Source organism: Segatella salivae F0493 (assembly GCF_000477535.1).
GTDB lineage: Bacteria > Bacteroidota > Bacteroidia > Bacteroidales > Bacteroidaceae > Prevotella > Prevotella salivae.
This window is the reverse complement of record NZ_AWGW01000006.1, coordinates 401,405-409,548: the sequence shown is the minus strand read 5'-3', so window position 1 is coordinate 409,548 and position 8,144 is coordinate 401,405. Positions and strand designations below refer to the sequence as shown.

General features: G+C 41.0%; 6 protein-coding genes. 3 read left to right on the top strand and 3 right to left on the bottom strand.

Features of this window, described 5'->3' with window-relative positions:
* Positions 1-632: 632 nt before the first annotated feature.
* Positions 633-1,724 carry a metallophosphoesterase gene (locus HMPREF9145_RS02615; RefSeq protein ID WP_021824571.1) on the bottom strand — a complete coding sequence of 364 codons (1,092 nt, stop codon included), beginning with the start codon at positions 1,722-1,724 and terminating at the stop codon, positions 633-635.
* 365 nt (positions 1,725-2,089) lie between these two features.
* On the opposite strand from HMPREF9145_RS02615, the gene HMPREF9145_RS02610 reads away from it, so the two are divergent.
* The 3 genes from HMPREF9145_RS02610 (at position 2,090) to ftsZ (ending at position 5,133) form a co-directional block, all read left to right on the top strand.
* Entirely contained in the window at positions 2,090-3,049 is a 960-nt protein-coding gene (locus HMPREF9145_RS02610; protein ID WP_021824578.1) for a DNA-methyltransferase, read from the top strand.
* Between the two features lie 250 nt (positions 3,050-3,299).
* Positions 3,300-3,731, top strand: a complete 432-nt coding sequence (locus HMPREF9145_RS02605) for a hypothetical protein (protein ID WP_021824530.1) — start codon at positions 3,300-3,302, stop codon at positions 3,729-3,731.
* Positions 3,732-3,759: 28 nt separating this feature from the next.
* Positions 3,760-5,133 carry a cell division protein FtsZ gene (gene ftsZ / locus HMPREF9145_RS02600; RefSeq protein WP_021824780.1) on the top strand — a complete coding sequence of 458 codons (1,374 nt, stop codon included), beginning with the start codon at positions 3,760-3,762 and terminating at the stop codon, positions 5,131-5,133.
* A 307-nt stretch (positions 5,134-5,440) separates the two neighbouring features.
* Here ftsZ and HMPREF9145_RS02595 read toward each other — a convergent pair whose 3' ends face one another.
* Both HMPREF9145_RS02595 and HMPREF9145_RS02590 read right to left on the bottom strand, forming a co-directional pair.
* Positions 5,441-6,583 (bottom strand): cytochrome d ubiquinol oxidase subunit II, encoded by a 1,143-nt coding sequence (locus HMPREF9145_RS02595; RefSeq protein ID WP_021824575.1) that lies wholly within the window; start codon positions 6,581-6,583, stop codon positions 5,441-5,443.
* Positions 6,580-8,130, bottom strand: a complete 1,551-nt coding sequence (locus HMPREF9145_RS02590; protein ID WP_007134247.1) for a cytochrome ubiquinol oxidase subunit I — start codon at positions 8,128-8,130, stop codon at positions 6,580-6,582. Before HMPREF9145_RS02590 ends, HMPREF9145_RS02595 begins: the two co-directional genes overlap by 4 nt.
* Positions 8,131-8,144: the final 14 nt, after the last annotated feature.

The following is an 8,144-nucleotide window of genomic DNA, read 5'->3' as shown; positions in this document are numbered from 1 at the left end:
GGTGGCAAAAGCCTTTTGCAAGACTCCGGCCTTGCTTCTGGAATTTAGCAATCAATAACTCGATTTCTCCCTGAAAGCGTTTGCAAAGGTAATACATTTACAACCCAAATCCAAATGTTTTTAAAGAAAAGTTTGAAAACTTGTGAAAATTTTCGCGTTGTTTGACAAAACAAGGTGAAAAGCATGACCATATGCAAGACTTCAGGCGACAATTCCACACAAAGCACACTGCAATATCAGGCAAAGAAAAAACCATAAAAGCATCCTCGACGATAAAACGACGACGGCGGCGATCTTTTCTTTCTTTCTTTTCGTCGTTCTTGTTCTTTGTTCTCGTTCTTAGTTCTTAGGCAACTTAACTCCCTGATTATCAGTAATCTCATTTGTTAATTTATCTAAACCGTCGAACGTTCGCTGAGAAATGGGAGAAAATTGGAGCAAGTTCAAGAGAAAACACAACCAACTTTTTGTCCTATTTTATTAGATTTTTTGATGAGTTTTGCATTTTCTCATTACGTTATAAGAGATTATTTCAAGAATAAACTTCATTCCAGAGTAAGAGGATTCAATACATTTTGGTATGTAAAGTCACTCGAAAGTAATAGCATTTACAATCAAATCATGCATCAATATCACTCTATTGTAACAACACAATATTCAGACTGCGTTCCTATACGAAACTTTCCACCCCAAATTCCGAGTCCGCTTGACACATAATAAAACGTGCGTCCTTTCATCAAAGGGCCATAACTATCTTCATAAATAGCTTTTTCAATCCAATTCACTGGCCATACTTGTCCATCATGTGTATGTCCACTAAACTGGAAATCCACCCCATTTCGTTCAGCATCTTCCAAGTGATAGGGTTGATGATCAAGCAAAATCAGATAGTTATTCCTATCTACGCCACTCATCAAATCCTTCAAAGGTTTACGCCGTTTGTTAGTCCTATCGTCACGCCCTATCAGCGTTATACCATTTTCTAAGTCTATCGTTGCATCTCTTAATAGCTTGATTCCCGCATCACGATAGAACTTTTCACTATTTGGTTCGCCTGCATAATAATCGTGATTTCCAAGACATGCAAAGACAGGAGCCTGCAAACGACGGAACTCTTTAGCCATATCTGCACGCAACAATGGCACAACACTGAAGTCAACAATATCGCCAGCAATCAACACATAGTCTGGTTTTTCGGCGTTAATCATATCTACCCACTTAGCCAAATCAGTGCGTGTGTTATGATATCCCAAATGTATATCGCTCACCATCACCATCTTTACTGGCTGCTTTAACCGCTTAGAAGATTTCAAAGCAATAGGAACTTTCACCTTATTATAATAGTGGAGGTTTCCATAAGTGAATATTCCTACAATCAACAATAGCACCACAAGACTCCCCACTCCACTTGCATGGAGGTATTCGCGAGGAAGAATCCCTATCCAACGTGCTACATCTGCCAAGAGGAAGAGCATGAAAAGATAGAGCAATATAAAAAGAGACGAATAACCAATCTCGTAAAATATACGTGCAACAATAGTGGGTAAGCCATCAAGACCAATAAAAAAGTTGAAGAAAATGCAAAGAAAAGCCAGAATCATCAACCCCAAAATTACAGCTTTATAGACATTACCGAAAGGTAAAATCATCCACACATGCCATCCCACAAAACTGCATCCGAGCAGTGGAATAACAAAGAATATCAATCCCATTAAACTATTCATGGCGCAAAAATATGAAATATCATGCAGAAAACACCTTAGAAATATCATAAATATCTTAAAGAAAGTGCATATAAAAGTTATGTCGTTCGACATGAAGAACATAAATATGATACAAAAAAGTTTAGGAAAACTCAAAACATAGTTTAATTGAAAATATTCCCTATGAAGCTTATTGATTCTCTGATTTTATTTGTATTTTTGTGCAAGCAGTGGCGCCCTATCTTTACTTTACCCCACAACACGAAGGCAAGTAAATGCGATTAGTGCCAGAAACCAATAAACATCGTTTATCAACAGACCCATATAAACGAAAGAGGTTATAGCATAATACTGAATAAACAAATAAGAAACAGCATCAAAACAATATGACAGAAAAAGCTCGTGCAAACCGAAACAGGACATTAACAATCGCTGAAAACGAGATTACTACATTAGAAAAAGCAATCATTAACGCTGATGATTTGAAGAAATCATTTGCAGATAATAGCGTGATTAATGCTGATTTGTTCGACTGTCTTGATGCAATTCCCAACGACTACTTTCATTTGATTATCATAGATCCACCCTATAATCTTGCAAAAGACTTTCACGGAAACAAGTTTTCAAAGCTAAACACAACTTCATATGAAGCCTATCTAAGGAGTTGGTTTGGCAAAGTATGTGACAAACTCGCCCCAAATGGAACGCTATACATGTGTGGTGACTGGCAATGTTCGCTCTCTATGCAGAAAGTTATATCCGAACAACTCACCATATTGAACCGAATCACTTGGCAAAGAGAAAAAGGAAGAGGTGCAAAAGCTAATTGGAAGAATGCCATGGAAGACATTTGGTTTGCTGTAAAGAATCCCAAAGACTATTACTTTGACGTTGAAGCTGTCAAGATGAAAAGAAAAGTAATTGCTCCTTACAAAGTCGATGGGAAACCAAAAGATTGGGAACAGACAGAGTCTGGGAACTTTCGCATCACCTATCCATCGAATTTCTGGGATGATATCAGTATTCCTTTCTGGTCAATGCCCGAGAACACCGACCATCCTACACAGAAACCAGAGAAGCTTTACGCTAAATTGATTTTGGCATCAACCAAGCCTGGAGATAAGGTTTTTGACCCTTTCTTAGGTAGTGGCACATCAGCTGTTGTGGCTTATAAACTCAATCGCAACTATGTGGGTATCGAACTCAATCGCGACTATTGCCTTTGGGCTGCCAAAAGACTCATGAATGCCACAAAGAATAAGGTGATACAAGGTTATTCAGACAATGTGTTTTGGGAACGGAACGCCTTAAATAGCCGCGAAGTTAAGAAGAAAAGGACACCATAAATCTATGGAATTAGAGCATATTTTCATTCTAAACGAATGATATAAGGCTCTTATAATACAGGTTTTTCAACCACATATTATAAGCTTAAAAATTAAAATAAGCCCATAGAAACAAAGCAACAGGAATGAAAACTGATAGCAAAAGCAGAGAAAACAAGATGCCAAATCCTCTTTCTTTTAAGGAGATGAGGACAACAAATATACGATAGAAACATTATAAAAGAATAATAATACTCAAAAAACAAAGCCTATGATTAAAATTTTCTTATACGGAGTAGTAGCTGTTATCAGCCTTTACATTCTGTGGAAATGCCTTTTTGCGGGCAAGAAATGCGTCGAAAGCAAACAGCTTAACGAAGAGAACATTGAAGAAAACTATATCAATGAGATGATTGAACAGTATGGAGAACCGGTGGAAATCCTAAGCTATTCGGTACTCACGAATACTCGACAAGAACTTCCTGTGTTGCTATATGCAGACTATCTCATTATCAACAAGCAGCGTATTGACAAGGAAAATATCTATGATATCACATTCAACAATAGCTCAAATCCCTATGTTGCCAACGATTATCAAGTGGTCATTGCGCTGAAAGACAATGAGAGAAAACGCATTTCAGTAGGTAACGACATTGACCGTGCACGCTATCTGATGCAACGTTTGGCTGAGCTTTACAAATAAACATCACAACTATTATCAACAGAAGCCAATGGAAGATTTTGGAGAAAACAACAAACTGCAACCCTTAGTAGACTTCGGTCCAGTGGAAGATAAGTCAAAAGGCATCATCAAAGTTATTGGTGTAGGCGGAGGCGGATGCAATGCAGTAAACAATATGTATCGAGAAGGTATCGTAAACGTGACCTTTGCCGTCTGCAACACCGACAGTCAGTCCCTCCAAAAGTCACCCGTGAGCGTGAAACTACCATTGGGTGACAGCGGTTTGGGAGCAGGTTCAGACCCAGAAGTGGGCCGTGAGGCAGCCCAATCCAGCATTGACTTGATACACCAGTTGCTTGATGATGGTACGAAAATGGTCTTTATCACTGCCGGAATGGGAGGCGGAACTGGTACTGGAGCAGCGCCCATCATTGCAGGAGAAGCTAAGCGCATGGGCATATTGACTATCGGCATTGTAACCATTCCGTTTTATTTTGAAAAGAAAAAGAAGATTATTAAGGCCCTGCAAGGCGTGGAAGCAATGCGCAAAAACGTTGATGCCTTGCTCATTATCAATAATGAACGCATCTGCGATATCTATCATGACACAGACGTAACCGTAAAAGATGCATTCAAAAGAGCCGATGAAATCCTAAGCGATGCCACGAAATCAATCTCCGAACTGATTACGGTTGAAGGCGACATCAACCTTGACTTTCGCGATGTTGAAACCACCTTACGTGGCGGAGGCGGTGCTATCATGGCAATGGGGCGTGGAAATGGCGAGCACAGAGTGGAGCATGCAGTCATCGACGCCCTTGATTCGCCCTTGCTATATGGCAATGAAATAGACAAAGCGAAACGCATTTTGCTGAACATTTACACAAGTGAAGAGCATCCCCTTTTCGTGAGTGAGATGAATGAAATCGACCAATTCATGGATGCCCTCGACCCCAATATTGATGTGATATGGGGTGTAAGTAAGGACAATTCGCTTGGAGAAGAGGCCAAAGTGACGATTTTAGCCACGGGGTTTGAGGAGGAATCAGAAGACGAGTTGGCTGTGAATCAAAGCGAAAATTACTTTGAGTCGCTCATTAGTAAACTTTACAAACCCTATAAACGACAGTTGTTTGGCTTTACGCCACAACCAATCGCACAAGCAGAAAAGCCTAAAGAGCAAGAGGAATCAACAGATTTGAATGTACCCTTTACGGTCGAAATGCCTGTAGACGAAGAAGAATTTGAAGACAGAGCGCCTCAGACGGCAGGCATTGGCATACAAGACGATGACACAGAGGCGCACACCATGACCTTCAAAATGAATGAACAACCCATCATAAAACAAGAACATAAGGCTTCGTTGTTGAGCAAAGCAAAGGCACTGATGGATCGTATTTCAGACCTGACGCAGGAAGATTGAGATAGGTCTCGTAACACTTAAAGATTCTTTCTGATTTACAACGTGTTACGAGTACTATCATTTCACGCCACAAAAGCATCTATTTGACCGAATGAAAAGCGTCAAATAATGAAGTAAACCGGCTCTTTTTGAAAGTGCAAACCTCTGCTTTCATGGACTCATTAAAAAGGATAGCAATCAAAGAGGAAGACCATTCAGAGAACAAAAACGCCTCAACAGGCATTTCGTTGGCAAAAAAATAGCTGCAGACCATCATCACATGGTCTGCAGCATTAGGTTAAAAACAAAGTCGGAAAATTACAATCCTTTAATAAGCTTCGTCTTTTTCAATCTCTGCGCGGTCTATTTTCTTTCCGTCAATAGCCCGCCATGCGTAGAAGATATAAGCGAGAACGAATGGAATAAGCAATGAAACTACAGACATAGCCGTAAGCGTAAACTTGCTGCTACAGCTGTTCATAATCGTCAAACTGCTTTGTAAGTCTGCATTTGAAGGGTAATATGCGGTGTTGTTCCAGCCTGCATAAAGCAACAAACAAATAACAACAAGCACCACACCAATACCAGCCGGCCATATACCCCGTGTGTAAGCAGGGCGCATCACAGTGCGAACTACGGCGAAAAGCAATAGTACTACGCCGATAAGAAGTACCAAGGTGACATACCACATATCAATAAGATTATGCAGATATTTCATCGGTTCCATAAATATAACGCCTGTTTCTGGATGATAAGCATAGCCTTCTTTCAACAAGGTTCGAACGAGGAAAGCAAGGAATAACACGAGGAAAGGTACAACGTTATAAATGAGATGACGATGTGCACGCTCATTAATGACCTTATCATCAATATTATTAATCATATAGAATAAACCCAAAACACGAGCCAAGAACATTACAGCCAAGCCGAGAATCAAATTCCATGGATCGAGCAAAGCATCGAGACCGTTACTTGCATTGGCCCAACGGCTGATGACAGGTTGCATAGAATTGGTGATATTCATCTTGTCAACGATGAAGTTACTCCCATCAAAGAACGTTGCAACAGCACCTCCAACAAGCAGTGGTCCCACGATACCATTGATGATTAAGAACCACTGAAAGGTTCGTGTTCCGAGTAGATTTCCTAACTTATTCTGGAACTCATAGCTCACCGCTTGCAGCACAAACGTAAAGAGAATGACCATCCATAACCAGTAAGCACCACCAAAACTTGTACTATAGAACAATGGAAACGAAGCAAAAAATGCCCCACCAAAGGTGACAAGTGTGGTGAAAGTAAACTCCCATTTGCGTCCTGTGGAATTAACAACAAGCCTCCGTTCTTCGGGAGTATGGCCCAAACTAAAGATTAAAGAGTTGGCACCTTGCACGAACATTAGGAACACTAAGAGTCCTCCTAAGACTGAAACCAGCAACCACCAATAGTGCTGTAAGAATGTATATGTCATACTGTTGGGGCCTCCATCCCCTTCTTTATTTGTTTCAAAAGAATGTTTATTTCTACTGCAAGCATTGTAGTAAAGAGCAAAAGGAACAGGAAGAATGTTATCATTACGCTGCTTGCATGGATATCACTGACGGCAACCCACGTGGGAAGCATGTCTTGAATAGTCCATGGTTGACGTCCCATTTCAGCCACTATCCAACCAGCTTCTGAGGCAACATAAGCCAAAGGAACAAGTACGATGGCTGAGATGTGGAGCCAACGCCAGCGTCTTTGTGAGATATCCTTACGCCATCCGACATGACCGGAGACAACAAAGAACAAGATGAAAAGAAAGCCAAGACCTACCATTATGCGGAAAGCCCAGAAGTTTAATGGGATGTTTGGCACAATCTGATCAGCTGATTTGACATACCCATAGCCGAAATATTTAATATTATCTGCCAGGGTTTTACGTGTCGTTGCGTCTTTCTTTCCAGCACGATATTGCTGTAATGCTGCGATAGCCATACGTCCGCGCTTAATCTTTTCGGCTACAGATGGCTCTTTACTACCATCATCTTTCACGTAACCTTGAATGATATTGTTCACTCCCGGAACATAACCATTGAAGTCATGTGTCGCCATAAAAGACAATGCTTTGGGTATACCTATTCTATAAGGTGGCTCTTGTTCGTTGCGATAATCAGGCTGTCCACAAAGAGGAACACCGGCAACAAGCGAAAGACTTTGCCCCTTTCCACCTTGATAAAGCCCTTCCATTGCAGCGAGTTTCATTGGCTGAACACGTGCCACTTGATAGGCAGAGTTGTCCCCAGTGAAAGCAGTTAAGAGAGAAGCACATAGTCCAACGATAGTCGCAATCTTAATACTGTTGACTGCTAACAACTTTTCTCTGCCCTTCAATAGATACCAACTACTAACTCCAACGACAAAGATTGCACCGATAATCCATGAAGATGTAACTGTATGACAGAACTTATCGACAGCAAAAGGAGATAGGGCTACGTCAAAGAAAGAACTCATTTCGAAGCGCATAGTGTCAGGATTAAAAGTCTGACCTATAGGATATTGCATCCATGCATTGGCCACTAATATCCACCATGCAGATAGAGTTGCGCCTATACCTGTTAGCCAAGTAGAAGCTAAGTGGAATCCCGCTGAGACCTTCTTCCAGCCAAAGAACATCACTGCAACAAATGTACTCTCCATGAAAAATGCAAGGATTCCTTCGATGGCGAGAGGCGCTCCGAAGATATCTCCGACAAACCATGAATAGTTACTCCAGTTTGTTCCAAACTCAAACTCAAGGATAATACCCGTTGCAACGCCCATAGCGAAGTTGACTCCGAAAAGTCTTTGCCAGAACTTTGCAGCCTCTTTCCAAAACTCTTTCCTTGTACGATAGTAACAAGTTTCTACGATTCCCATGACCACTGCAAGTCCAAGGGTCAAAGGAACGAACAGCCAATGGTAGATGGCCGTAAGTGCAAATTGCGCCCGCGACCAGTCAATTGTAGCCGCACTGACGTCTAAAAGTTGATGCATCATAATGTTGTTTATTG